The sequence below is a fragment of the Williamsia sp. Y721 genome, from assembly GCF_059683565.1.
The window spans coordinates 1,659,072-1,683,987 of record NZ_JCASNH010000001.1; the positions used below are offsets into that span (position 1 = coordinate 1,659,072).

Annotated in this window: 23 protein-coding genes; 10 read left to right on the top strand and 13 right to left on the bottom strand. The window is 62.7% G+C overall.

Annotated elements, in window-relative coordinates:
- Positions 1–174 precede the first annotated feature (174 nt).
- Both AC56PL_RS07425 and AC56PL_RS07430 read left to right on the top strand, forming a co-directional pair.
- Positions 175–1,605: a cytochrome ubiquinol oxidase subunit I gene (locus AC56PL_RS07425; RefSeq protein WP_497153381.1), complete on the top strand. Its 1,431-nt coding sequence runs from the start codon at positions 175–177 to the stop codon at positions 1,603–1,605.
- Entirely contained in the window at positions 1,602–2,627 is a 1,026-nt protein-coding gene (locus AC56PL_RS07430; protein WP_495515701.1) for a cytochrome d ubiquinol oxidase subunit II, read from the top strand. The genes AC56PL_RS07425 and AC56PL_RS07430 overlap by 4 nt, the downstream gene beginning before the upstream one ends.
- Before the next feature lie 367 nt (positions 2,628–2,994).
- On the opposite strand, the gene AC56PL_RS07435 is transcribed toward AC56PL_RS07430, so the two are convergent.
- The 3 genes from AC56PL_RS07435 to AC56PL_RS07445 all read right to left on the bottom strand — a co-directional run bounded on the left by AC56PL_RS07435 (position 2,995) and on the right by AC56PL_RS07445 (position 5,695).
- Positions 2,995–3,624, bottom strand: a complete 630-nt coding sequence (locus AC56PL_RS07435; protein WP_495515702.1) for a DUF1353 domain-containing protein — start codon at positions 3,622–3,624, stop codon at positions 2,995–2,997.
- Between the two features lie 139 nt (positions 3,625–3,763).
- Complete coding sequence (locus AC56PL_RS07440) at positions 3,764–4,660, bottom strand: MBL fold metallo-hydrolase (protein WP_497153382.1); 897 nt, start codon at positions 4,658–4,660, stop codon at positions 3,764–3,766.
- 51 nt (positions 4,661–4,711) lie between these two features.
- Complete coding sequence (locus AC56PL_RS07445) at positions 4,712–5,695, bottom strand: esterase/lipase family protein (RefSeq protein WP_497153383.1); 984 nt, start codon at positions 5,693–5,695, stop codon at positions 4,712–4,714.
- A 130-nt stretch (positions 5,696–5,825) separates the two neighbouring features.
- On the opposite strand from AC56PL_RS07445, the gene AC56PL_RS07450 reads away from it, so the two are divergent.
- Both AC56PL_RS07450 and AC56PL_RS07455 read left to right on the top strand, forming a co-directional pair.
- Positions 5,826–6,437: a TetR family transcriptional regulator gene (locus AC56PL_RS07450; RefSeq protein WP_495515705.1), complete on the top strand. Its 612-nt coding sequence runs from the start codon at positions 5,826–5,828 to the stop codon at positions 6,435–6,437.
- 94 nt (positions 6,438–6,531) lie between these two features.
- Positions 6,532–8,649 carry an oxidoreductase gene (locus tag AC56PL_RS07455; protein ID WP_495515706.1) on the top strand — a complete coding sequence of 706 codons (2,118 nt, stop codon included), beginning with the start codon at positions 6,532–6,534 and terminating at the stop codon, positions 8,647–8,649.
- A 191-nt stretch (positions 8,650–8,840) separates the two neighbouring features.
- Here AC56PL_RS07455 and AC56PL_RS07460 read toward each other — a convergent pair whose 3' ends face one another.
- Positions 8,841–9,488: an Ltp family lipoprotein gene (locus AC56PL_RS07460; RefSeq protein WP_495515707.1), complete on the bottom strand. Its 648-nt coding sequence runs from the start codon at positions 9,486–9,488 to the stop codon at positions 8,841–8,843.
- 667 nt (positions 9,489–10,155) lie between these two features.
- Between AC56PL_RS07460 and AC56PL_RS07465 the strand changes: the two genes are divergently transcribed.
- Both AC56PL_RS07465 and AC56PL_RS07470 read left to right on the top strand, forming a co-directional pair.
- The gene (locus tag AC56PL_RS07465; protein ID WP_497153384.1) at positions 10,156–11,805 is read left to right on the top strand and encodes an ammonium transporter; all 1,650 of its coding nucleotides are present in this window, start codon (positions 10,156–10,158) and stop codon (positions 11,803–11,805) included.
- Positions 11,806–12,052: 247 nt separating this feature from the next.
- Positions 12,053–13,024, top strand: a complete 972-nt coding sequence (locus AC56PL_RS07470; protein WP_497153385.1) for a glycoside hydrolase family protein — start codon at positions 12,053–12,055, stop codon at positions 13,022–13,024.
- Between the two features lie 95 nt (positions 13,025–13,119).
- Here the strand turns inward: AC56PL_RS07470 and AC56PL_RS07475 are convergent, their stop codons facing one another.
- From AC56PL_RS07475 to AC56PL_RS07485, 3 genes are all read right to left on the bottom strand, one after another.
- Positions 13,120–13,584, bottom strand: a complete 465-nt coding sequence (locus AC56PL_RS07475; RefSeq protein ID WP_495515710.1) for an SRPBCC family protein — start codon at positions 13,582–13,584, stop codon at positions 13,120–13,122.
- A 78-nt stretch (positions 13,585–13,662) separates the two neighbouring features.
- The gene (locus AC56PL_RS07480) at positions 13,663–15,000 is read right to left on the bottom strand and encodes an APC family permease (protein WP_497153386.1); all 1,338 of its coding nucleotides are present in this window, start codon (positions 14,998–15,000) and stop codon (positions 13,663–13,665) included.
- A 195-nt stretch (positions 15,001–15,195) separates the two neighbouring features.
- On the bottom strand, positions 15,196–15,768 hold the full coding sequence (locus AC56PL_RS07485) for a TetR/AcrR family transcriptional regulator (RefSeq protein WP_482141645.1): 573 nt from the start codon (positions 15,766–15,768) through the stop codon (positions 15,196–15,198).
- 105 nt (positions 15,769–15,873) lie between these two features.
- Between AC56PL_RS07485 and AC56PL_RS07490 the strand changes: the two genes are divergently transcribed.
- Positions 15,874–16,911: an NAD(P)-dependent alcohol dehydrogenase gene (locus tag AC56PL_RS07490; RefSeq protein ID WP_482141646.1), complete on the top strand. Its 1,038-nt coding sequence runs from the start codon at positions 15,874–15,876 to the stop codon at positions 16,909–16,911.
- A gap of 73 nt (positions 16,912–16,984) precedes the next feature.
- Here AC56PL_RS07490 and AC56PL_RS07495 read toward each other — a convergent pair whose 3' ends face one another.
- Positions 16,985–17,641, bottom strand: a complete 657-nt coding sequence (locus AC56PL_RS07495) for an NADPH-dependent F420 reductase (RefSeq protein WP_497153387.1) — start codon at positions 17,639–17,641, stop codon at positions 16,985–16,987.
- Entirely contained in the window at positions 17,638–18,495 is an 858-nt protein-coding gene (locus AC56PL_RS07500) for a helix-turn-helix domain-containing protein (RefSeq protein ID WP_497153388.1), read from the bottom strand. The genes AC56PL_RS07495 and AC56PL_RS07500 overlap by 4 nt, the downstream gene beginning before the upstream one ends.
- Before the next feature lie 155 nt (positions 18,496–18,650).
- On the opposite strand from AC56PL_RS07500, the gene AC56PL_RS07505 reads away from it, so the two are divergent.
- Together AC56PL_RS07505 and AC56PL_RS07510 are read left to right on the top strand one after the other, a co-directional pair.
- Positions 18,651–19,040 (top strand): ester cyclase, encoded by a 390-nt coding sequence (locus AC56PL_RS07505; protein ID WP_497153389.1) that lies wholly within the window; start codon positions 18,651–18,653, stop codon positions 19,038–19,040.
- A gap of 36 nt (positions 19,041–19,076) precedes the next feature.
- Positions 19,077–19,760 (top strand): SDR family NAD(P)-dependent oxidoreductase, encoded by a 684-nt coding sequence (locus tag AC56PL_RS07510; protein ID WP_495515714.1) that lies wholly within the window; start codon positions 19,077–19,079, stop codon positions 19,758–19,760.
- Between the two features lie 347 nt (positions 19,761–20,107).
- Here the strand turns inward: AC56PL_RS07510 and AC56PL_RS07515 are convergent, their stop codons facing one another.
- A complete protein-coding gene (locus AC56PL_RS07515; RefSeq protein ID WP_495515715.1) occupies positions 20,108–20,518 on the bottom strand; it encodes a Rid family hydrolase in 411 nt (136 codons plus the stop codon).
- An 81-nt stretch (positions 20,519–20,599) separates the two neighbouring features.
- On the opposite strand from AC56PL_RS07515, the gene AC56PL_RS07520 reads away from it, so the two are divergent.
- Positions 20,600–20,980 carry a winged helix-turn-helix transcriptional regulator gene (locus tag AC56PL_RS07520; RefSeq protein ID WP_482141658.1) on the top strand — a complete coding sequence of 127 codons (381 nt, stop codon included), beginning with the start codon at positions 20,600–20,602 and terminating at the stop codon, positions 20,978–20,980.
- Between the two features lie 144 nt (positions 20,981–21,124).
- Here AC56PL_RS07520 and AC56PL_RS07525 read toward each other — a convergent pair whose 3' ends face one another.
- From AC56PL_RS07525 to AC56PL_RS07535, 3 genes are all read right to left on the bottom strand, one after another.
- Entirely contained in the window at positions 21,125–22,360 is a 1,236-nt protein-coding gene (locus tag AC56PL_RS07525; RefSeq protein WP_497153390.1) for an MFS transporter, read from the bottom strand.
- A complete protein-coding gene (locus AC56PL_RS07530) occupies positions 22,353–23,702 on the bottom strand; it encodes an FAD-dependent oxidoreductase (protein WP_495515717.1) in 1,350 nt (449 codons plus the stop codon). Before AC56PL_RS07530 ends, AC56PL_RS07525 begins: the two co-directional genes overlap by 8 nt.
- Before the next feature lie 134 nt (positions 23,703–23,836).
- Positions 23,837–24,895: an ArsO family NAD(P)H-dependent flavin-containing monooxygenase gene (locus AC56PL_RS07535; RefSeq protein WP_497153585.1), complete on the bottom strand. Its 1,059-nt coding sequence runs from the start codon at positions 24,893–24,895 to the stop codon at positions 23,837–23,839.
- Positions 24,896–24,916 lie beyond the last annotated feature (21 nt).

Genomic DNA, 24,916 nt, shown 5'->3' on the forward strand with positions numbered 1-24,916 from the left:
CCTTGGCGAAACATTCTGTGCCACAAGGTCTTGCTGATTTCGTGCCAAACCATAGACGTTCTTCTTGAGACGGCTGTTTCGCGCCTCTGTTTGGAGGAGAATGCCGATGGGAACTCGGATAGCTGTACTGCGACTGTGATCATCCGATAGCCAAGCTCGAGCATGGGACCAGCCATGATCGTTGAAGTCATGTCGATGTTCGATGTTGCGTCGGGCGACAAACCGCCCGGGCTGCTGCCCGCGCGTCAACAGATGGCGGTCTCGCTGGGTTGGCACATCATTCTGGCCTGCTTCGGTGTTGCGTTTCCGTCCATGATCTACGTGGTTCACAGGCGCGGATTGGTGCGTGATGATCCGGTTGCGTTGGGCCTGGCCAAACGGTGGGCGAAGGTTTCAGCGGTCCTGTTCGCCATCGGTGCCGTTTCCGGCACGGTCCTCAGTTTCGAGATGGGGTTGCTGTGGCCCGGACTCATGGGCCGTTTCGGCGACGTCCTGGGCCTGCCCTTTGCCTTCGAGGGGCTCTCGTTCTTCGTCGAGGCGATCTTCCTGGGCATCTACCTCTACGGCTGGGGCCGGATGCCACCGCGTCGGCACCTGGCGATGCTCATCCCGATGGCGATAGCGGGTGTGGTCGGGACGTTCTGTGTCGTCTCGGTCAACGCATGGATGAACAATCCCACCGGTTTCCGGATCGTCGATGGAGTGGTCACCGACGTCAATCCCTGGCGCGCGATGTTCAATGATGGTGTCTGGCTGCAGTTCTTACACATGTGGGTGGGCGCTTTCATGCTCGTCGGCCTGGTGGTGGCCGGTGTGTACGCGGCGGGGATGTTGCGCGGGCGTACCGACCGGCACCATCGCCTGGGTTTCACGATTCCGTTCACGTTCGCGTCGGTAGCCGCGATCGCACAACCGTTCATCGGCCATTTTCTGGGTATGCGCGTCAACGACAGCCAGCCGGCCAAGCTCGCTGCGTTCGAGCTGTCGCCCACGGCTGAAGGTCCGGCGCCGTTGCGATTGGGCGGGCTATGGATCGACGGAGAAGTGCGCTGGGCATTGGCAATCCCGCGCCTCGGCTCGATCATTGCGCGCAACTCACTGGACGCGCCCGTCCCCGGACTCGATGAGGTGCCGCCCGGAGATCTGCCGCCTGTCAATATCACGCACCTGGCCTTCCAGGCGATGGTTGGCATCGGAACGCTCTTGGCGGTCACCGTGGTGCTCTACTGGCTGTTCCGCTGGCGCAAGACCGACCTCCTCGATAACCGCTGGTTCCTGCGCTTCGCGGTGGTCGCCGGTCCGTTGTCCATCATCGCGCTCGAGTGCGGCTGGATCGCCACAGAGGTGGGACGGCAACCGTGGACGGTGTGGCAGATCCTCCGGACCACCGACGCCGCGAGTAGGAGTAGCGGGCTCTGGTGGAGTTACGGCGGAGTTCTGGTTATCTACCTCGGCATGACGATCGGTGCATTCGTCGTCCTGCGATCGATGGCCAGACGGTGGCGAGCGGGAGAACATGATCTACCCAGCCCCTACGGACCTGACAGTTTTGCCGACAGTGAGAGCGACAACGCGTCCGCTGAGTCCAAGGGCACCTTGCCATGACACTTGCCGCGGTCGTCGCTGTTGCCCTTTTTGTCGGAGTGATCGCCTATGCACTTTTCGGCGGCGCCGATTTCGGTTCCGGCTTCTACGATCTCACTGCCGGTGGCAGTCGAGGCGGTAGTCAACTGCGGACGCTGATCGACCACAGTATCGGCCCGGTCTGGGAGGCGAACCACGTCTGGCTGATCTATGTCCTGGTGATCTGGTGGACCGGATTTCCGGCCGCATTCGCGGACACGATGACAACACTGTTCATCCCGTTCGCTCTGGCTCTGGTCGGAATCGTGTTGCGTGGCGCAACGTTTGCTTTCCGGAAATATGCGGAAACCCTCGCGCAGGCGCGCTTGTTCGGGGCCATCTTTGCGGGCTCGTCTTTGATCACCCCGTTCTTCCTCGGCGCCGTCGCCGGCAGTGTCGCTTCGGGCCGTGTGCCTGCCGGGGGCTACGGGGACCGAATCAGTTCTTGGGTCAATCCCACCTCGCTGATCGGTGGCGTACTGGCCGTCACGACGTGTGTATTCCTTGCCGGCGTATTTCTCACCGCGGACGCCGCTCGTGCCGGAATCCACGAGCTCACCGAGAAGCTACGGTTTCGGACTCTTGTGGTCGGTGTCGTCACGGGTGTGGTCGTCTTCGCCGGGCTCTATCCCATTCTGGAAGACGCGCCGACTCTCAGTGATGGACTCCTCGGTGCCGCAGCACCCTTGTTGGTGTTGGCGGCGGTTGCCGGGCTGGCCGCTGTGTATTTGCTCTATCAGCGGCGATATTCGCTGGCGCGGTTGCCTGCTGCGGTGGCCGTTGGGTCGGTGGTTGCCGGCTGGGGTGTCGGGCAGTATCCGTGGATGCTCGTCGACCAGATGACCATCAACGAAGCTGCCGGTGCCGATGCGACCTTGGTCGGACTGCTCATCGTTGTGGGTGTGGCAGCCGTCGTCGTTCTACCTGCCCTTGCTTACCTGTTGCGGCTGACACAAACGCAACGCTGGACAGAGCCCGAAGGTGGACACTCGCGGACGACATGAGCGACTCCAGCATCCTCTCGCGTCATCGGGGGGTTTCCTCTGCGCCGAGTTGGGTATGAGTCAGGTACCGCAATTTTTGCGGTACCGGCTGTTTCGGCGCGGTGAGCAGTCGACGCTGGAAGGTGGAGAATTGTCTGAGAAAGATCGTTCAGAAAGTCGCACAGATCTTGAAAAACTAGTCGACGATCTCGAAGACAAACACGTCAGCGTCCCGGATCCCGCACCGGAGATAGACCCAGCCTCTGCGACCCACGATGGGACCGACGACATCGCTGATGGGGGAGCCGGCACCAGTGAACCTCCCGACTAGTCGCGGTCCAGATACCCGATGCCGTACGTGGGCATCGAGTATCACGCTGACCGCAGCTCAGGTATGACTACTGAATAGTGGCCTGTTCAGTGGTTTCTCGGGAGTGCGGCCAATGGCCCTCTTCATGAGTCGACCGACGCGCAGTACGACCCATGCCGTTGTCTCGTAGATGAGAAATAGCAAGTAGGACAGGGCAATAGCGACGACAGGACCCAACAACACCGGTAGGGCCACGATTGAGGTCACCAGTATCAGGGGCGCATCGCGCCACCAATCCAGCAGCCCGCCGGTGCGGAACTGGGTGACCGAACCCCATCGGACGCCGGCCCACATCACCCAGCGCTGCAAAAACGGGACGCCGTCCTCGCGCATCACGCGGCGGAAGATTCCATCGGCGTCGCGCCAAGAAAACTCGGTCTTGCGTGCGCGGGCCGCCAGATGATCATGCAAAATCGCTGCCCGGGTGTAGCGACCGTAGCGTGGCAGGAACCATGCGAAAACTCTTGGTACGGACGCAAAATCGGTCTGAAACCCGGGTTCGATGTAGAAATGTTCGCCGCGTCCGCCGGTGTACTCGATCGCGTTGACCGTCTTCCAGAACTTCCAGGGGTCTGAGTTGATGATCAGCTTTCGCTCGTCAGCGGTCAGCTGACGGACCGTGATCGGCGTCGCAGGTGTCGAGGCCATGGTTTCACTGTGGCACTGTCCTTTTGCCGGTGTGTCGATTTCGTCCTATCCAGCGCCGACGAATCTCTTCGCGCTCGGATCTGCCCGGGCCCGCATCCACCGAGGCGACTGATTCCCGGTGGGCACGGCCTGGGCCATCTCATGGGTCGAGTAGTGGCGCAAACGGATCGCACCAGGTTGATGCGGGGGCGATGGCGATTTCGACGCCGTCTGCCTCGGCACGATCGCGTAGGAATCGGGCGGTCGATCGGAGGTTGTCGACCAGACGCGGCATCGGCAACATCGGCGCAGTCAGCGGTCGCCAGAATCGGTCCCAGTGCACTGGGACCACACGGCGGGCGCCAACGGCTACGACGGTTTCATTCCAGTAGCGCCGCCGAAACGCATCGTCTTGCCGGCCCAGCAACCCGACGCCGAGGAAAATCACGTCCGCGTGTAGTCCGGCCAGACAATCTGGGCGATAGTTGGCACTACCGTGAACGATCACGTCGCCGGCCGGGTGGGCGAAATGCGCCGAGTACGTCTCTCCGGTTCGGAACCGGCCGGCCCTCGCAGGCGGCGTCAACGGTCCGGAGATCTCGCCCGGGCATCGGTCGCCCGGACTGTGTTCGCTTTCTCGGATCGAGATGGTGAAATCCCCGTAACTCAACGGCAGTTCGGGGTCGGCAAGTTTATAGCGGCCGAGGTCGAAGCCGTAGCCGCTTGCGATTTCCTGTGTGGAGTGTGAACCGATCAGGTCAGCGTTGAGTGTGGTCGCGACCGTCGGCGCATCGAGTGCGTGGTCGTAGTGGGAATGCGTCACCACGACCGATGCCGCATTTGCGATACCGAGCCCGGCGAAGGTGCTCGCGATGAGCTGGCGATCAGGGCGTAGCGCTCCGAGTGCTACCCGGGCGATCCGCGGCCTGGTCACAAACCCATCGGTCAGCACCGTGGTGTCGTGGTCGCGCAGAACCACGCTGGACGTGCCGAGGAAGGCGCACCGCATTGCGGTGGTATCGGACGTGGACGCGAGCTGTGGGAACTGGTCGGGCATTCTCATGTGCACCTCACGGGAACGGATTTGCGGCGCAGGCACTTTCGCGTGCTAGCCATGCAGCGCGTATGCGGGTAGGGGCGGAGCGGTGGGCAGGAAGGGTTCGCCCAGGATTCCCAGGTACTTGATCGCGCCGCTGACGGTCGAAGACGCGAATCCGGGGAGCTCGAAGCCTGGCAGGGTGATGTCATCGCACAACTGCGCGATCCGCGCAGGTACCGCGGGGCCGGGATGGGTGAGCGCGTCGAGCACCAGGCGGTATGCCGCGGCGTCGTACAACTGTCCGACGTGCTCGACCAGTCGGCCCGGGCAATGGTCCTGCAAGGCGATGTTCGCGCCACCCGGATAGCTGCTGACTTCGCGAGCAGGCTGAATGCCCTCATCGAGCAGGCTGAAAACCGAGGTCACCGAAATCGAGGACGGCAGCGGGACCCTGTTGAGCGCCGCGGTGAAATCGGACCCAACGGACAGTTGATGGGCCAGCGCTGGACAGATGCCCACGGCACACGCGGCGTTGACAAAGATGCCCCCGTGGATGGGCCCGGCGAGGGAGACCATGTCGTCGACGGAGTCGGCCACGTCCGGCCAGAACCTCATTGCCCACATTGCCAAGATCGGTCCGCCACTGTGAGCGACGACGTCGATCTTCTGCCCGGACTGTGTTCGCGCATAACGGATCGCATTGACGACGTACTCGGCTCCGATCGTGGCGTCGCCGCGGCCGTGGTTGGTGACCACCACCTCGCACACGCCGAAACCGGCGCGCGGCAACGCCTTTGCATACCCCCAGCTCCACGCATCGGCGGGATCGAAGCCCACTCCTTGCACGAGCAGCACGGCTTTCTTACCGGACGTGGGGGTCACGTCAGGAGTGCAGTGCACCGATTGATCGAGTGTTTCCTGCGGCACTGACAATGCGGGGCCAACGGGTTCAGCAACGGCTGGCGCCGCCATGCTCACACCGAGCGCGCCAACCAGGCAGACCGTTGCCAAGGCCGACCGGATCACCCGAAATACTCGCCGTTCTACAGCCACTGCGCCGCTCCTGTCGTTTCCACCGTCGGTGTGACGTGCATCAGTCTCGCGAGTTGGTGAGATGTGAAACTCAAATCGATACGGTATCGCATTGAATACACAAGTGCATCGAAACAATTAGGGTGTGGACATGGCCGACGCCACAGATCGAGCGAAACGTCGCCGCAGCGTGACCAGGCAGCGACTGCTCGACGCGGCGCTCGAGGTGTACGTGGAGCGAGGTTTCGGCAACAGCAGTATCGAGCATGTCTGCGATCGTGCGGGTTTCACCCGAGGTGCTTTCTATTCGAACTTCACCTCATTGGACGAGCTGTTCCTCGCGGTGTGGGAGCAGCGTTCGGCGCAGATGCTGGCCGGCGTCGAGGCGCTGCTCTCTCCGGAAAATCAACCGCGAGTGCGCTCGCTGGGCGATGTTGTCGACTGTGTGTTGGCAGTGGTGCCCGTCGACGACGGGTGGTATCGGGTGAGCGCCGAGTTCACTGCCCACGCGTTGCGCAATCCCGCACTCAAGCCGGTGCTTGTTGCGCGCGAACAGGCGATCCTTGCCACGCTCATGCCGCTGATCGAGCAGTTACTCGCCCAGGTCGGGCTTGTGATCACTGATCCTGCGGCATTGGGGCCGGCGTTGGTCGCAGTGCACGACGGCACCCTCGTGCAGTGCCTGATCGAGCCCGATGCCGAGCTTGCTCGTGAGCGGCGAGCTGCGTTGTTCACACTGCTCGTCGGCCACTACACGCGGTAGAAACCGCGCCGGCGGCCAACCGGGAGTCACCCTGAGGTCTCGATGATTGGGAACGCGCCGACGAACTAGTGCCCTCGAGATCTACTGTCTTCAGGTGACGATCCGAAGCCAGACCTTTCCGCACCTACTCGCACCAGGGGCCATCGGCCCGATGACGGTTCCGAACCGGGTGGTGCTGCCTGCCATGGACATGAACCTGTGTGAAGACGGGGAAATCGAACAGGGCGACATCGACCACTTCGTCGCCCGTGCGGCCGGTGGCACCGGGCTGATCATCACCGGGTGCTGCGCTGTCGCCTACCCGGTCGGGTGCGCCAGCACCAAGGAACCAGGTCTGTCCGAAGATCGGTTCATTCCGGGGTTGGCCGCACTTGCCGACGCCATCCATGCGACCGGTAGCAAGTTGTGCGTGCAGATGACGCACCACGGCAAGGTGGCTCGGATCGACACGATCGAGGAGCGCCCGCTTCTGGTCGCCTCGACGCCGGGCGGTGCGCGCGATATGTCTGCGCTGGCTGACAACACACCTGAAGAACTGAAGAAGATGGCTGCTGTGTCCGGCGGCAAGCAGGCCACCTATCACGAGGCCACCCAGGATGACATCGACTGGTTGGTGCGCTGCTTCGCGGAGGCAGCGGGACGAGTGAAGGCCGCCGGCGGCGACGCTGTCGAGATTCATTGCGCTCACGGCTACGTCCTCGGTGGATTCTTGAGCCGCGCCGACAACAAGCGCACCGACGGATACGGCGGATCGCTCGAGAATCGCGCGCGGTTGACGTGCGAGGTCATCCGGGCGGTCAAGGCTGAGGTCGGCGACTCCCTGGCCATCCTCGTCCGCGTGGCAGGCCGAGAATTCGGTGAGGATGACGGCCTCACCACCGAGGAAGCCGCCCAGGCTTCCGCCTTATTCGAGGCCGCCGGCGCCGACGGCATCCACGTCACCGGCTGGGGGCGTAACCCGTTTTCCAACTTCACCGACGGACCGCTGCCGGACAAGGTTGGCGCGTACACCGAGTTGGCGGGTGAGGTGAAGAAAGCCGTGTCGGTCCCGGTGATCACCGTGGGCCGTGTGCTCCCCGATGTCGGCGAGAAGGCACTTGCCGAGGGCAAAGCTGATTTTGTCGCGATGGGCCGACAGCTGCTGGCCGACCCCGACCTGGTGTCGAAGCTCAAAGCCCACCAGCCGGAGCGCATCCGCCCCTGCATCAATTGCTATGTCTGTGTTCAGGAGAACTTCTGGGACGCGACGCCGCTGTGCGCGGTCAATCCTGCGCTGGGCAACGAGACCTTGCTCCCGTTTGTGCGAACGGCCGCCCCCAAGCACGTGGTTGTCGTCGGAGCGGGTCCGGGCGGCCTCGAGGTCGCACGTGTGGCCACCGAACGTGGACACCGAGTCACCGTGTTGGACAAGTCCGATCGTCTCGGCGGAACTTTGTGGTTCTCGAGCCTGACGACGCCGGACAACCAGCGACTTCTGAGGTGGCTGAAGGCGGAAGTCGAGCGCCTCGGCGTCGAGATCCGACTGAAGACCGAAGCCACGGTTGCATCGATCAAGGCACTCGATCCCGACGTGGTTGTCCTGGCCACCGGCGCCGTCCGCGACCGTCCCAGTGTTCCCGGCGGCGATCTGCCGCACGTACATACGGGGGATACGCTGCGCGCGTTGATGACCGGGTCCGGTGATGTCTCCCAGGTGCCTTGGTTCCTGCGGACCATGGGCCGGTTGGGCAAGCTGTCTGGCATCACCAAAAGCCCCGCGGCGATCAGGACCGTCACCCGCACAATTCTGCCGATGGGCAAAGATGTCGTCGTGATCGGTGGTTCCCTTGTCGGACTCGAGCTTTCAGAGTTCCTTGCCGAGCGGGGCCGCAACGTCACGTTGCTCGAGGAGGGGCAGCAACTTGGTGTACCGATGGCGATGCCTCGGCGTTGGACTGCTGTCCGGCACGCAAACGAGAAGGGTGTGAAGATCCACCGCAATGCGTCGGTGCAGCGAATCACGAAGGGGCACGTCGAGTTCCGCGTCGGCGACAAGTCGATGACAGCACCGGCCGACATGGTTGTAGTGGCCTCGGGCGTATCGGCCAAGGCGCCACTCGCCGAGGCACTGATTGGTTCTGTACCCGACGTGCACGTAGTCGGTGACGCGGTGAGTGTCGACTACATCGAGGGTGCGATCCACACTGCGTGGCAGGTTGCGACGGCTCTGTGAACTCCGCGACTGACCGACACCATCCGCGGAGGGTGTAGACAGACCTTCCCCGCCAAAAGGAGTGCACTGTCGTCCCATCAGCCCGAGTGTCGGGATGATGGGACGACCCATGACCGAGGACGAGAACCCGCGGCATTCACATGTTTCGGAGGTTCACGGAGCAAGTGCCTGCGACGTTCAGGCCGGACCGATCAGTACGCTGCGTTGGCACCGTATTCGGCCTGAGCGCTCGTGAAGCCTTCGTACTCCAGTTGCTCGATCAGGCCTGACTTGGAGAACGACGTCATGTCGAGGTACTGCTCGGCACTTCGCGCAGCCTGCTCATTCCAGTTCACGTTCAAACTGTCCACCGCGTACGTCGCATCCTCGGTGGAGAAGCCCTCGTATGCAAGCTGATCGATCAGTCCGCTGCGGGAGAAGCCGCTCATGTCGATGTACTGCTCGGCGGACCGGACGGCATTCCGCTGACTGGAACTGATCTGCGGCTTGGCCGGGGCAGGTGCGACTTCCCTGGTGACCACAGGTGCGGGCGGCACCACCACCGCCTTGGTGGATGTCGGGGCGGGAGCTGCCGGTGGTGCGACAATTGTGGGCGTCGTCGCGGCAGGTGGTGCGATCGCTGCGGGCGTCGTGGTGGCAGTGGCGGTCGAAGTCTTTGCAGCGGTAGTGGTCTTCGAGTCGTCCTCGCCTCCTCCGCCGGCGATGCCTACGATGACCAGCAACACGACGATTCCAGCAACAATCCAGGGCCACTTCTTCGCCTTCTTCGGCGCAGACTGCAGATATTGAGGCTGTGAGTACTCGGGCGGCGGCGGGGGTAGATCGGGTGGCAAGGACATGGCTGTTCTCCTTTGAGATCGATCGTCTCGGGTTCGGGTGCGAAAGGCTCCCGAAGGCGTCGCTGGGTGCATGGCAGCGACTGAATCTGGTTTGTTTGCTGTGGTTTTCAGCTTCAGAGTGGGAAGGCAGTGCCGGAGTGAATCAACTCGGCCGTATTCGGTCTCCACATCTGCGTTTGCCCCCCGCTGAAACTAGGACATGAAACTTCGCTCCGATAGAGATCAGATAGACCACAAGCGCTTAGCGGAGCCCACTTTGGTGTGTGCAGATTCATCGTCCGAAGCTGACATCGATAAACGCGCGAGTTCAGCCACCAATCAAGTCTTGCAATTCCGCAACCGATGATTAATCGTGCGCGTAGTGTCGATTCGGATCGCAACAGTCGCCTTTCAGCAACGAGCCGAGACTGCTTTGCGTGCCGCGAACGACAGTGGACCGGATCGGCGTCACGATCGGAGGTCGCGATGCGTGTTGACCCTGCGAGGCCGTGGTCCTCGCTGATTTCCAACCACGGTCTCCTGCGCTTTGCCGAGACCGAGTGCAGTGGCGCCGGACAAGTGGGCACTTCGGGTTCTGCGCGAACGATTCTGGCCTACCGTATCTTCCCCCGCGAACCAGAGGTTCCCACGAAAGCCGATCCACAGTAGGCACACGGAGGTAATTCCGATGACATCGACGACGCTGGCCGAAACGGCAACGATCAACAGCGGCGACACCGCGTGGGTACTGGTATGTGCGGCCCTTGTGCTGTTCATGACACCGGGTCTCGCATTCTTCTACGCCGGAATGGTCAGTCGACGCAACACCCTGGCAATGCTCCAGCGCAACATGGTGGCGCTCGGGATCATTACTCTCACCTGGTTCTTTTTCGGTTACACCTTTGCGTACGGTAACGATCGCGCCAATGGATTCATCGCCGACTTCAGCTTCGTCGCACTCAAGGACATCGCCGAGGCACCTGATCCGAACCTCCATGTGGTGACCGGGACGGTCGCGATACCGACACTGGCATTCTTCGCGTATCAGTTGATGTTCGCGATCATCACCCCTATTTTGGCCACCGGTGCTGTCGCCAGCCGGCTCAAGCCTTTCGGCTGGGCGGTGTTGATCGCCATCTGGTCGGTGATCGTGTACGCACCGGTCACCCACTGGTTGTGGGCGCCGACTGGATGGTTGACAGAGCGCGGAGCTCAGGACTGGGCCGGCGGAATTGTCGTTCACTCAACGGCAGGCGCGGCCGCGCTGGCGCTGCTGATTGTCCTCGGACGACGCAAGGTGTGGCCCGACAGGGCGCCGTTGCCACACTCGATCCCACTGGTCATCGTCGGTGCGGGCATTCTTTGGTTCGGTTGGTTCGGGTTCAATGCCGGAGATAGTCTGCAGGCCAACGGAGTTGCGGCTCAGGCGTTGGTCAACACCCAGGTGGCGGCGGCAGGTGCGATGGTGGTGTGGCTGGTGATCGAGCGCTTCCGAGAGGGGCATGCGACCGTGCTCGGCGGGGTGACCGGCGCGGTGGCGGGCCTGGCCACCATTACTCCCGCAGCCGGTTACGTAGACACATACGCGGCTGTCATCATCGGGGTTCTCGCCGCAATAGTCTGTCAAAGCGCGCTCGGACTCAAGGACCTCGCCCGTCTCGACGATGCACTCGACGTTCTCGCAGTTCATTTCGTCGGCGGCATCCTGGGTACTCTTCTCGTCGGGTTCTTCGGTGAGAAAGCGATCAATTCGATCGGCAATGATGGCGTCTTCCACGGCGGAGGGTGGGGGTTGCTGGGCGAACAGGTCATCGCCCTTGCCTCGGCCATCGCCTACGCGTTTGTGCTTACTCTCGTGCTCGCAATCGTGATCGAGAAGACGATCGGACTTCGCGTGGACCCCGACGACGAAGAACGTCTCGATGAGGTCCAGCAGGGGATGTCGGCGTACACCGATGATCCGGTTCTGCCGATTCCCTCCGGTGATCCCGCCGCCACGCCCGTCGCAGCGCAACCGGTCGTCGCCGGTGAGGGGCTCTATCTCGTCACCGCAGTCATCACTTCTGCGGGTACCGAAGGTGCGGAGCAGGAGGTACTCGCCGCCGGAGCCCGTCGCGCCGTGGTGTCAGAGGTGTTCGTGACGTCAGCGAGCCCGGTCGACCACAAGGTCCGGGGGCAGTCCCGCCGGGTGACGATGACGCCTCGGGTCCGCCTCGAGATCTTGACTCCCGCACAGTCACTCACCGAGGTGCAGCAGGCTCTGTCGGACCTCGGCGATGGCCTTGTCGAGATGGTTGTCTTGCCGGTGTCAGACGTGCGGGGGCCGGTATCTCGATAAGCAAAGGCAATTCGAGCCCGCATGATTGCAGTGATTCTGGATGATGTGTGAATTGCCCAGTGGGGGAGAGGCATTCATGCCATCTCGCGCAGTATGTGCTCTTGCCCGGAATGTCCTTTTGAATTCCTGAGTACAGCGGGCTTCCCCGCACTCATGTACGGCGTCAATACACCGCCAACGCCAACCAATCCGCTGCTCTTTTGCCAAAGTTACGCATCGTACGGCGGCTATGACAGATACTGCACCAATGATGCTGGCCAAACGAACCTGCGTTTCCGTCATTTCGTTCGTGGTGCTCGCGGTCGCAGGTTTACTGGTCGCTGTCCCGGGGAGCAGTGGTGCCGCACCGCCCGCCTGGCGATACACGATGGTGGCGTTCAGCAACACCAGCGACCGGGACATGGACGTGTACGAATCGGGGGACGCCACTCAATTCGAACCCGTCCGGTTTTCGGCGTATCGGCCCCCGTCAGGGGTTGTGCGTGACCCGAGCATCTTCCGGCACACAGACGGGTTGTACTACCTCACCTACACAACGGCCAACGGGGCGAATATCGGCTTCGCGCGCAGCAGCGACCGCATCAACTGGACGTTCCTGGCGACCTACCCGGTTCCGTTCTGCTGTGCATTTCTACCGGGCACCGGTGCCGGCACAGGTCCTGCGAGCCCACCGGGCTCCTCGGGGTCGGCCGGGTTCGAGGACGGACCGTCGTTGTCGCCGTTCACCACGAAAGCCTGGGCGCCTGAATGGTTTGTGGACGGCGGCCGTGTCCACGTCATCCTGTCGATGTCGACAGGCGGGGGATTTGTGCCGTATCTGATGACGGCGCTGGAACCATCGCTGCGGTTGTGGGACCTGCCTACTCCGCTCGCCGGGATCGGTGCGGACCACATCGACACCACCGTGGTCAAGGTTGGATCGGCCTATCATGCGTTCACCAAGAACGAGACGAAGAAGGTCGTCGAACATGCGGTCGCGCCGTCGCTGACGGGGCCCTATTCATTTGTCCCACCTGGTAATTGGGGTTCGATGGTGGAGGGCCCAGCCGTGGTTCAGTTGCCAAACGGTTCCTGGCGGCTATATCTCGACGCCTATCGCGCAGGAAAATATCTCTATACCGACAGCAGCGACGGGCTGCGCACCTGGTCACCGGTGCAAGTGCTTCCCGGTCTTTCCGGGACGGTGCGCCATGTCGGTGTGATGAGAGAGCCGGCATAGCGACGGGCCACCGCCCCTGCGCCGGCACCGCGGTCCATCCGATCATGTCGATGGTCGTGGTGGAGCCGCGATGTCGGCGGAGTCGGGAGGGTTGATCAGGAAGCAGCCGCGGCGGCAAGGCGACCGAGCGTATCTTCCAGCTGATCTTTGGTGACGAGAGGGAACTTCACCTGTTCGAGCAGTTTCTTGTCAGTGACCTTCGACCAGTCATAGGTGTGGCGAACCAACGTCTCATTGGGTCCCTGAGACTCCAACTCCCACAGCCACTCCCATCCGGGAGGCTCGGTGCCGGCGGGTGCGGTCTTCCAGGCCAGCAGCTTGTCTTTCGCGTAACCGGAAACGTGGTTGTCGGTTTTGTACTCGCCACCCATGTGATCGCCTTGCATGTTCATCGTGAACACCTCGCCGACTTTCTGAATCCGATCGGCGTGGTCCACGCCGCGGATGAACCCGGAGCCGTCGAGTTCCTGGTGTCGTTCGGGGTTGGAGAGGACATCGAAAATTGCGTCGACGGGCGCCTCAATGGTGCGTTCAACTGTGACCTTCGTATTGTCGCTCATACCTCGACACTGCCGGAAGTTCGGCAATGCGGCAACGTTTGCCATCCGCATATTTGGGTATGGGCCTTCGATGAAACGTCAGGACGCGCGGTGCCGTACCCACGTTGCGCTGTAGTGCAGTACCACGCCCACCGCAAGGAGAATGCCGCCGAACAGCCATACTTCACCGCTCTGCTGGGTGAGCAGTAGCACGCATGACGCCACCCCGAGTACCGGCACGACCGTAGGGATACGAAAGTGTTTGTGTTCCACTCGATCACGCCGGAGGACCAGTACGGCGATATTTGTCGAGATGAAGACGAAGAGCAGCAACAACACCACTGTCTCGGCCAATGTCGACAGGTCGCCGGTGAGCGTGAGCAACATGGCGACCAGCGTTGTCGCGGCGATTGCCACCCATGGAGTGCCGCGGTTGGGCAACACCTTTCCCAGCACGCCCGGCAGAAGCTTGTGTTCGGCCATGCCGAAAGCCAATCGGCTCGCCATGATCATCGTGAGCAGAGCGCCGTTGGCCACTGCTATGAGCGCGATCAGGCTGAAAACCCAGTCCGGGATGCCGACGCCGGATTCCCCGACCACGGCGAGTAGAGGACCAGACGAAGCGGATAGGTCACTCGCCGGCAGGGCGATCGAGCTCGCGAGCCCAACCAGGACATAGACAACTCCGGCCGTGGCCAACGAGCCGAAGAGTGCCAACGGATACACCCGGCTCGGGTTGCGGATCTCCTCGGCGACGTTGGCGGAGGTCTCGAACCCGACGAACGAGTAGTAGGCGATGATGGCCCCGCTGAGGACGGCCATTGCGGGGGTTGATCCGTCCGGGAAGTCGCCCACCCTGGATATGTCCCCGTTTCCGTCGCCGAGCATGATCGCGACGACGACGATGACGATGACCAGTCCGCTGAGCTCGATGATCGTCATCGCGACGTTGCTCTTCACCGACTCGCTGATACCCCTGGCGTTGAGGCAGGCCACCAGCGCGAGAAATACTATGGCGGCCGGGACGGCCGGCACATCGATGAACGTACTGAGATATTCGCCGGAGAACGCGAGGGCAAGTCCGGCCGCACTGGTCACCCCAGCGGCCAGCATGCAATAGCCCACGAGGAACGACACGATCGGTCGTTTGAATGCCCGCTCGGCGAAGATGGCGGCGCCGCCTGCCCGCGGATATTTGGTCACCAATTCGGCGTAAGAACCCGCGGTGAGTAGTGCGAGCAGGAGTGCGACGAGGAGCGGTGCCCAGAGTGCGCCACCGACCTCTTCAGAGAGCACCCCCATCAGTGCGTAGATGCCCGCCCCGAGCACGTCGCCCAAGATGAAGAAGAAGAGCAGAGGGCCGGTGATCTTTCGCTTCAGTTTTGATGCGGGCTCATCGCCTGTTGCTTGTGTTCCCGAATCGGCGTCGGCCGTCATTCACGTCTCCTGGTTGCAGGCCCGAAAGCACTGCTGGTCACTCTCGGTGAGGATCGGCCGTGCTTTCAGGTGTTCGTCGCCGGTAGGCATAGCCCGTTGGTCGAGAACGGAAACCTCTTGCCGTGCCGTGTGGCAGGGAACACCGAGAACCCCGAAGTTAGCGCGATGCGGTCAGCTGCTGTGCGAGGCGGACGGTCACGGTAGGCAGAAAGCACGCCGAGCCGCGGCGGCGAGGGCGGCTTTCCGTCGTTCGTGGACCGCAGCCGGTTCGTCCGCGTCGGCGACATGAACGATCGCGGCCTGCGCCCAGGTCGCGGCGAGGGAGATGATCATTGCCCACATATCCTGTGGCGCAATGTCATTGACCACTAGACCGCGTTCTTGTGCGTCCGCGAGCGCTGCGAGGTTGTCTCGATCGTGGTCACCTCGTTGGCCGAACAGGGCGCCGGTCGGAGTGCGCTCCAATCGTGCCCACGTCAGCAAGCGGACCAAGTCCGGGTCACCGAGGTACATGTCGTACAGCGCTGTCACATAGCCGGGGAGATCGGTTGCGTCCAAGGGGACGGTGGAAACGTCGACGTCGACCCGATGGTCGAAAACTGCGTCGAACAGTTGCTCCTTGCTGCCGAAATAGCTATAGATCTGGGCTTTGTTGATCGAAGCACGTGCTGCGATCCGGTCCACCCGGGCTCCCGCGATGCCGTACTGAGCGAACTCGGTCGTTCCTGCTGCCAGTATCCGCACTTTTGTGGCCGCTGCGTCTCCCATCGGCCCAGCATATCGGCAAACCAACCAGTTGGTTGCATCTCGTCCCACATCGTCTACAGTCAGTATCCAACTAGTTGGTTGGAAAATGAAGGGTGAAGGAGACACATGAGGCCGACAACCGGATATCGAGCACTTTCCGCCGGATCGACACTGGAACGGTGGGACTTTGAGCGGCGCGATCTACGTGCACATGACGTCGCGGTGCAGGTAACGCACTGCGGGGTGTGCCACAGCGATCTGCACGCGATGAAGGACCCGGCGGGTAGTTTCCCTGTCACGCCCGGCCACGAGTTTGTCGGCGTGGTGACCGCTGTCGGCGATGCCGTCACCGGGTTCGCGATAGACGACCCCGTGGCTGTCGGCAACATCGTCGACTCCTGCGGTCGGTGCGATATGTGCGGGGCAGGTCAAGAGAACTTTTGTCGCGAGTTCCCGACACTTACCTACGGCGGACGCGATCGCATCGATGGAACGACGACACTCGGGGCATTTTCGAGTGAGTACGTCGTCGACGATCACTTCGTCTACCACCGCCCGCCCGGTCTCGATCCCGCTGCGGTCGCGCCGCTGATGTGTGCGGGGATCACGGTCTGGGAACCGTTGCGGCGCTGGGACGTCGGACCGGGAGTGCGGGTGGGCGTCGCTGGAATCGGCGGTCTCGGTCACCTCGCTGTGAAGTTCGCGCACGCACTCGGCGCAGAGGTGACGGTGTTCACGACGTCGGCAGAGAAAGCAGATCAGGCCAAGGCTCTGGGTGCGGATTCCACAGTCTTGTCTACCGACCAGAGCGCCATGGATGCACAACTCGGGACGCTCGACCTGATCATCGACTGCATACCCGTCACGCACGAACTTGCTCCCTACCTCAGATGCCTCGCGCTGGACGGAACGTTGTGCTCGGTTGGTTTCCTGGGACCCATCTCAGTAGACACGCTCGAACTTCTCGGTGGTCGCAAGTCGCTGAGTTCGGCCGGCAGCGGGGGACACCGGTATACCCAGGACATGCTCGACTTTTGCGGTGAGCACGACCTCACCGCCGACATCGAGGTGATGCCATCGGCCGCGGTGCAGACCGCTCTTCAACGTCTCGAAAGCGGCGACGTTCGGTATCGCTTCGTACTCGACATGAGCGACCTGCGTTGAGGCTGTGGATGTCACAAGTGTTGAAATACACTCAACAACAGATGTTTTGATGCTCCCTGGATGACCGCCGGCGTCACGAGTTGTTGACGTGCTGCGCTCGGGCCAGATTGAGCACGAGCTCTTCGCGGGTCTGCCCTGTGTCGTGAAAGTTCCACATGGGTGTTCCGGGTGCGGATCGCCAGGATTCGCGCAGTGGGCTGTTGTCAACAGTGTCGAAGCCGAACTCGTCGTACAGCCGCGCGACGAGCTCAATGGCTTCGGGGTAGTCGCTGGAGACGGCCAATGCCATACGGTCGGGGGCGCCGGTGGGGCGTGCGAACTTCAACAGGCTCGGTGCTTGGATGTGGGTGAAGGCTTTCGCGACTTTCGATGTGGGCAGTTGTTCCTGCCGCAGCTCGTGAATCGTCTTCTGGCCGGAATCGATGACGGGGAAGTGGCCGTCGCGCCAGGCCATGTAGTTGTTCGTGTCCAGCACGATCTTTCCGGCGAGTGCGTCGACGGGCATGTTGTTCACCAGCGTGAGCGGCACGGCAATGACGGCGAAATCGCCTGCTGCTGCGGCTTCATCCGCGCGTGCGGCGCGGGCCGCTGGTCCCAGATCGGCGACAAGGCTCGCGAGCGTTTCCGGTCCACGCGAATTGGCGATGACGATCGTGTAGCCGTGAGCGATTGCGGCGCGGGCGATCTGGCTTCCGACTTCTCCTGCGCCGATGATCCCTATGGTCGTCACAGCTGGCTCGTTACAGTGTGTACCGCACCCGAAGCGGGCAGCCCGGCTGAAGCCAGTAGTGAAAGCTTCTCCGCAGCAGTGGAACCGGTGTCCGGGTGATATACGACCAGCATGAGGTCCTCGGTTCCGCTGATGGCGAGCCGTTCACGGTTGAGCGTCATCTCACCGACCTGGGGGTGATCGAACCGGACGGGCACCCCACGCTGTCCCCGGACTTCGTGCCGAGCCCAGAGCTGTCGGAACCTTGGGCTCGCCAGCGACAGCTCGCCGGTGAGCTCGATGAACCGAGAATCATCGACGTCATTGCCGACGGCCTGCCGCAGGTTCGCGATGAAGCATTCTGTGACGGCCTCCCATTCCGGGTAGAGGGCCTGCTCGGCGGGGTCGAGGAACATGCCTCGCAACTGATTTCCTCCGACGGTCAGACCGGGCGAGAGGGCTTGCGCAAGGCTGTTCGCGGCGACGATGTCGAAGTACCGATCTTCGATGAACGCGGGCTGCACCAGTGAATGCAGCAGTTTGAGTGCACCGGCCGGCGGCGTCACCGAACGCTTGCGGCGCTTGCGGCGACGGGGAACCTCCGCCACCAGCGTCATCAGGTGGGCCAGATGCTCGTCGTCGAGTTGCAGTACGCGTGCGATCGACTCGAGCACTTGTAGTGAGGGGTTGCGGTCGCGTCCTCGTTCCAGTCGCAGGTAGTAGTCGGCGCTGATGCCGGCAAGCATGGCGACTTCCTCACGCCGCAGCCCTGGCACGCGTCGCACACCGCCGTCGGGAATACCCGCCTGCTGCGGCGTCACCAATTCGCGTCGAGCACGCAGGTACGCACCGAGAGCATTTGTCGTTTCACTCATACGGATCAGCATAGGTCGCTGCGACACAGTCAGAGGGGGTCCTGTCACACCCTGGGCACGACGGGACTCTGGTCGAAGGACTTGTCCGCGCATAACTTTCGGAGAGTCGGCTCGGGCGGGTTGCCCGGCTTTTGCCTCGCCCAGAAAGGAATCCAATGTCTTTTGACTCCCGCGAGTTCTATACGAGCTATATCGAGGCGCTCAACGCTCATCGGTTCGACCGCATGCACGAGTTCGTTCACGATCACGTCACGTTGCAGAGCGAACCGGGCTCCCGAGACGCTCTCGTCGCCGACCTGAACGGAATAGTTGACGCGGTTCCTGACTTCCACTGGGAGGTACAAGAACTCGTTGCCTATGGCGATCGGCTGGCTGCACGTCTGACCAACACGGGCACACCTGTGAAGGAATGGCTCGGTGTCGCACCCACCGGAAAGTCCATCGAACTTGCCGAGTTCGCGATCTACACAATCCGAGACGGGAAGTTTCTGCACATGTCGGCGCTGCACGATGCCGACGCCTTGAGCACCCAGCTCGCCGCCTGACCACCCCACGCAACTGATCTCGAAAAAGGGAAAATCATGACCGTCACTTTGATTACCGGCGCCAACAAGGGCATTGGGTTCGAAACCGCCAAGCAGCTTCTCGACCTCGGACACGTCGTCTACATCGGCGCGCGTGATGTCGAGCGAGGAGAAAAGGCGGCGGAATCGATCGGCGCACGATTCGTTCAGCTCGATGTGACTGACGAAAGCTCGGTGCGCAGCGCACTGGCGGTGATCGACGAGGCCGAAGGCAGCCTTGACGTTCTGGTGAACAATGCGGGCATCCTGGAGACCGAGCTCGACGGACCTGCGGCGCTACGATCGTTCGACACGAACGCGGTCGGCATCGTGCGAGTAACCGAGGCGGCCTTGCCGCTACTTCGCAAGTCGTCCAATCCCACCGTGGTCACCGTATCCAGCAGCGCTGGATCGTTCTGGGCGGTGAACAACCCCGAGCGGGCGGAGTTCAACCTGCCTCTCGCGCTTTACTCGGCGTCCAAATCTGCCGCGACCATGCTGACAGTGCAGTACGCCAAGTCGCAGCCGGGCATCAAGTTCAATGCCGTCGAGCCGGGACCCACCGCAACGGACTTGACCGCCGCCTTCGGGATCGGCCGGCCTGCTGACGAGAGCGCACGGGTCGTCGTGCGTTGGGCGACACTCGGACCGGAAGGCCCTACCGGGACGTTCCAGGACGAAGCGGGCACATTGCCTTGGTGAGCCTCATCCTCCAAAACTGATTTCACGAGTGAGGGTTGCAACCGGGTGATATCGAACGCACCCGCACCCACGCCGCCGCGAAAAACGCACTTGGCCTCGAGTCAAGACCGAGTCGGTCTCCCGATCACGCACCGCTCATAGTTCGTGCCCATGGCTCGTCAACCTCGGAGAGGTTAAGTGCGGTCACGACATTGGCGAGCATGTCGGCTCCGAACCATTGTCGTATTGCTTCGTCGTCGAAATCGAAAAGTAGCCGCCCGACAAGTGAGCGGTGCGGGAGCCAACTGTCCTTCGAGGGGAAGCGTCCGGTTGGTTCACCCCGCGCGTAGAGCGCGGGGTGGGCCCGGTCAGTCGAGGATCGCTGTGGCCTCGACTTCCACGAGTACGTCGGGTTCGAAGAGGTAGTCGACGCCGATCAATGAGGCGGGGGGCATCGGAAGTGGCAGTCCGATGTCAGCGGCAACGCGTTCGACGCCGGCCATGAACGGGGTGATCTTTTCCGGCGTCCAGTCGGTGACGAAAAACGTCAGTCTGAGTACATCGGCGAACGTGGCACCTGCGCCGGCCAGTCCGGTCGAAGTGTTGCGCAGAGCCTGCGCGACCTGTCCGGCCAGGTCGTCTGGGGCCACAGGTGTTCCATCGGCCAATCGCGCAATCTGGCCACTGACGTGCACGTGGCGCGACCCCGTACCCACCGCGACGTGGTGGTAGGGCGTGGGTTGCATCATGCCTTCGGGGGTGGAGTAGTTGACGGACAAGATGTTCTCCTTCAAATGAAATCGAGTGGGTATACAACTGATACCTGGTATATCAAGGACACTTCAAGGAGACTAGGTTTCATGACCGAAACCCATAGGACGCCGGCTGAGCTCACGGTCAGCGCACCACACCGCGAATTGCTGGATCAGGTGCTCGACAAGTGGTCGTTGGCGGTCCTCAACGAACTCTGTGAGCGCCCCTGCCGTTTCAACGAACTGCGGCGGGCAATCCCGACCGTGACTCAGAAGTCGCTCACCGCCACATTGCGCAAGCTCGAGCGGAACGGAATCATCGAAAGGAACCTACTCAGGTCGCGTCCGGTCGCGGTTGAGTACCGGATTACGCCGCTGGGAAAGACGCTCCGGCCACCGGTCGACGTGATCCTTCAATGGGCTACTGCGCACATGCCGGACATCGAACGAGCTCGCTTGAAGTTCGACACTGCCGAGGAGGGCAGCTGACGATTAAACGTGGGTGGGTCGAATCTTCGCCTGTCACCAGGCGACTGTGCCGTCGTCGGTGAATGTCGCGGTGGGGTTGTCGACGAGCCTGGTGGCGAGTATCGCGCGAAGCCGAGTTGACGGCGAGTGTGCACGATTGTTGGTCTATTTCGCGGTGACTTGGTCGTTGGATCGGCGGGGCATGCTTGCTGCGGAGAGAGCGGCGGCTGCCAGGGCGAGAATGCCGAGGATGAGGTAAGCGCCTGAGTAGCTTCCTGTCCAGTCTGCAAGTAGTGCCCCTGCCCATGGTGCGAAGGCCATGGTGATGACAATGGGCGCGGACATGACGCCGTTGAGGTGCCCGTAGCGCGCCGGCCCCCACCGGTCGGTGATGGCGGTGGCCTGGATGAGAGTGAAGATGCCGCGCGCGAGTCCAGCGCCGACGGCAACCAGTACCAGCGCGAATACCGAGGTGGTAGATCCCAGGGCGATCGTGGTGGTCGCGACGGCCGCGATGACGCCGACGGTTCGTCCCTTGGTTCCGGTGAGGCGTTGCAACGGAAGGTATCCGACTCTGCCCAGGACTTGTCCGACACCGCCGAGGCCGAGTGCGGTGGCAGCGACGGTGGGATCGGCACCGTGCTCGAGGAGTAGCGGTACCAGGTTGAAGACCCCGGCGAACGCGACGAATGCGGCCAGGCTCAGGGCGACGGTGAGTGCGATGAACGGCCGGCTGCGGGTGGTGTCATTTGTGTCGGCGGGGGAGGTGGCGGGATCTTGGTGTGGGATGAGGGGCCAGCTGCCGCGGAGGCCGCGGTAGTGGGCTGGGACCGTGATGGCGAGCAGGATTGCGGCAAGGATGACATAGGTTTGCCGCCAATCAAAGTGATCGACCAATAGTGCGGTCAGCGGCGCGAAAACGGTGCTGGCCAATCCTGCGGCGAGGGTGAGGATCATGAGCGCGCGGACACGGTCGGAGCCCCACCATCGGGTCAATGCTGCAAACGCCGGTGGGTACAACACTGCGCCCATGGCTATTCCGGCGATGATCCAACCGAAATAGAAGGTAGCCAGGTGCTCGGCGGTGGCGATGATGACCACGGCGGGGACGGCGATGACCGAGCCGGCAGTCATGACCCAGCGCGGGCCGTGCCGGTCGAGGATCCGTCCAACCGGGATTCCGACCAGGGCCGCGACGAGTTGGCTGATCGAAAACGCGGCCACGACGGCACTTGTCGACCACCCGGTATCGGCCGAAATCGATGGGGACAGAACAGGAAACGCGTAGTAGAGAATGCCCCAGCTGGTGATCTCGGTGACACACAGAACCGACAGGACCCGGCGTCGCCCGGGGTGAGGTATTTCCCGTAGTGACGTTGGATCGGTGATCGACTCAGTCACCCGAGGTGGGCGAGCTCAGGCTGATCAGTTCCGGCTCGGCGGAGGGCGCGGCGCAGCAGCCGCCGCCGGCAGAGCTTTCGGCGCTCGGATCGTCGAACAGTCCGGCGCCGCCGCAGACTCCGGTGTCGGGCAGGGTCAGCTCGACCTTGCGCGCGCCGTCGTGGTCTCCGGCGAGTTCTGCAGCGATGCTACGCACTTGCTCGTAGCCGGTCATCGCCAGGAACGTCGGTGCGCGGCCATAGCTTTTCATTCCGACCAGGTAGAGGCCAGGTTCGGGTTGGGTGAGCTCATCGACGCCGTGGGGGTAGACGGTTCCACAGGAATGCATGTTCGGATCGATCAACTCCGCCAAGAACTTGGGTGCCTGCAGCGTGGGATCAAGATCGAGCCGCACCTCGGACAGCCAGGACAGGTCGGGCCGGAAACCGGTCAGGGCGATCACCTGATCAACACCGTCGATACGGGCCGCGGTGTCCCCGACAAGGGTGAGCTGCTCACCCTGACGATCAACGGCTTCGGTCCGGAATCCGGACACGATCTGCAGGTATCCGTCATCGACGGCCTTCTTGGCCCGCAGACCCAGCGCTCCGCGCGCCGCGAGTTCATCGGAGGCGCCGCCACCGAAGACAGAATCGGTGACGGGCCGGCGTACCGCCCAGGTCAACGTGGTGCCCGGATGTTCGGCGGCCAGCTCGGCGAAGGTGATGATGGCGGTCAGGGCTGAATGCCCGCTGCCGGCAATGACGGTGTGCTTGCCCGCGTACCGGGCCCGGGTCGCCTCATCGGTGAGGTCGGGGACGCGGTAGCTGATCCGGACGGCGGCAGCACGTTCGCCGATTGCTGGAAGTCCTTCGCTGCCCAGTGGATTGGGTGAACCCCACGTTCCCGAGGCGTCGATGACCGCACGGGCCAGGATGCGTTCCTCGCTGCCGTCGGAGTGGCGGACGTGGACCGAGAGGGGTTCGGTATCGCGGCCGGCGTCTACGACACGGTCGCGACCGCGGCGGGCGACGCCGATGACCTCGGAATCGAACCGGACACGCTCACCAAGGGAAGAGGCGAGTGGCTCGAGGTAGTCGCGAGCCCATTCCCGGCCAGTCGCATAGGTTTCACCCTCGGGTGGGGTCCATCCGGTGGGAGCGAGCAGGCGGGCTGCGGCGGGATCGATGACTTCGGACCACGGAGAGAACAGACGCACGTGGTTCCACTCCGCGACAGCGCTGCCGGCGGACTGTCCACGTTCGAGAACGATGACGTCAGAACCGGTTTCGGTCAGATGTGCGGCGGCGGCCAGGCCGATGGGGCCGGCTCCTACCACTGCGACGGGGTACTCGGAACTCATGGGAAACCTTCCATTGACGAGGATCAGTACTTGCGGCCCACTGTATCGACAGTTATCAATATAAGCAACATTGACAGTCATCGATATAGCGTGGTCGTGACCGTTTCGGTATCTGTTCGTACCACCGACGATGGTCACTTGAGGACATCGTGTACCAGGTCGATGACGGCGGCGCGGGCGGTGCGTCCCACACCGATGAGCGTGGCAGACCCCGGGCCGGTCCAATCGCCATAGCCCAGGAACACCAACGACGGCTCGCCGTGCGCGTGATTGCCATCCAGTGTGATGCCTGCTGAGCCGTCCGAGCGCAGATGCAGCGGCTGGAGATGACGCAGTGCGGGACGAAAGCCGGTGCACCAGATGATCGCATCGAGTTTTTCGGTGCTGGTACCGTCGCTGACCCCGTCAGCGGTCAGGGTGGTGAAGATCGGCCGTGCGTGGAGCACGCCGCGATCGCGGGCTTCTTTGACCGGCGGGACCATGACAATGTCGCCGAGCCCGGCGACGCCACCGGAATCGGTGCCGCCGGCGGCGAGGGTACGGGCTCGCTCGGTGGCGACTTTGAACAAGACCCGTCCATCGACGTCGTCGGGTAGGAACTTTGGTGGATGCGCGGTGAACCACACGGTGTCGGCCACGGTGGAGACTTCGGCGAGAATCTGTGCGGCGGAATTGCCGCCGCCGACGATGCCCACGCGTTGGCCGGCGAACGGAGTGGGGGTGCGGTAGTTGCTGGCATGCAGTTGAGTACCTCGGTAGTCGCGCATTCCGGGATAGCTGGGCCAAAACGGTCGTGACCATGTTCCGGTGGTGTTGATAATCGCTGCGGCGGTCCAGGATTCGGTGGCACTGTCCACACGGTATCCGTTGGCGGTGCGGTGGACGCCGGTCACGGTGACAGGACGCTGCACGGGCAGCGCGTACCTTTTTTCGTACGTGGTGAGGTAGTTCACGACGTGTGATGCTGGTGGAAAGCCGTCGGGCCAGGGCGGCATCGGCCAGCCTGGCAGCCGTGCGTACTCGGCGGGGGAGAACAGATGCAACGACGGCCAATACTGTTGCCATGAACCACCGGGCCGAGGTTGGTCATCGAGGATGACGAAGTCGCGCCCGGTTCGGCGCAGGTAGTACCCGGCGGCCAATCCAGCTTGACCGCCACCGACGACGACCACATCGGTCGAGGTGGTGGAGATTGGAACCTCGCTGTTGCTTGC